The 632-nt window shown below is 47.9% G+C and carries 1 pseudogene; it reads left to right on the top strand.

Going from position 1 to position 632, the window contains the following annotated elements:
• Nucleotides 1-480 (top strand): annotated as a pseudogene (locus R8N47_RS26120) (DUF2063 domain-containing protein); the annotation flags it as partial.
• Between the last annotated feature and the right edge of the window lie 152 nt (nt 481-632).

Here is a 632-nt window from a genome sequence, read left to right as displayed (position 1 = left end):
CACACTGTGATGTTGTTTGGTCAGGTCATGGCTCAAGCGCCATACAGCCCAGAAGTCGCACTCTTTGAATGGAACATCGACCTTGCTCGCCAAGCTCGTTATGAGCATCAAGCAGACACAGCCGTGCAACCGCTGACTGAATTACCACACGTACCAGAGTCGCAACATTCCCATTTAGTTTTCCACCTTCGCCCTGGGTGTAAGTGCTTTGATGCTCATTACGCGGTGTTTGATTTATTCGCAGCTGTTCGTACTCAGCAATTCGATCAGCTCAACATCAACCAATTACAACAAGGGGTGATCCGCGTCGAGCCCAATGGTGAAGCGCAGTGTTTCGCGCTGGATGACGAAGCCTATCAATTGCTTGCCAGCTTGGAACAAAAGCAATGTTTGAGCGATATCCCCGAGCCGTTGCTCGCTCATCTTAATCACATCATGACGCTTGACCTGATTGAAGGTTTTACGCTGCAAACCGCGTAAGGAGGATACGATGACAGATTCTGTTAAAAGCCTGATTAGCCGCTACGACGAATACACCAACAGCTTACAAACTTACGCAATGCCGTTGTTGCTGCTGTTTTGCCGTTTATGGGTCGCTTGGGTATTTTTTAATTCTGGCCTTATCAAAATTG

This window comes from Vibrio sp. 2132-1, assembly GCF_033344315.1.
This window is presented reverse-complemented; position numbering and strand designations above follow the sequence as displayed.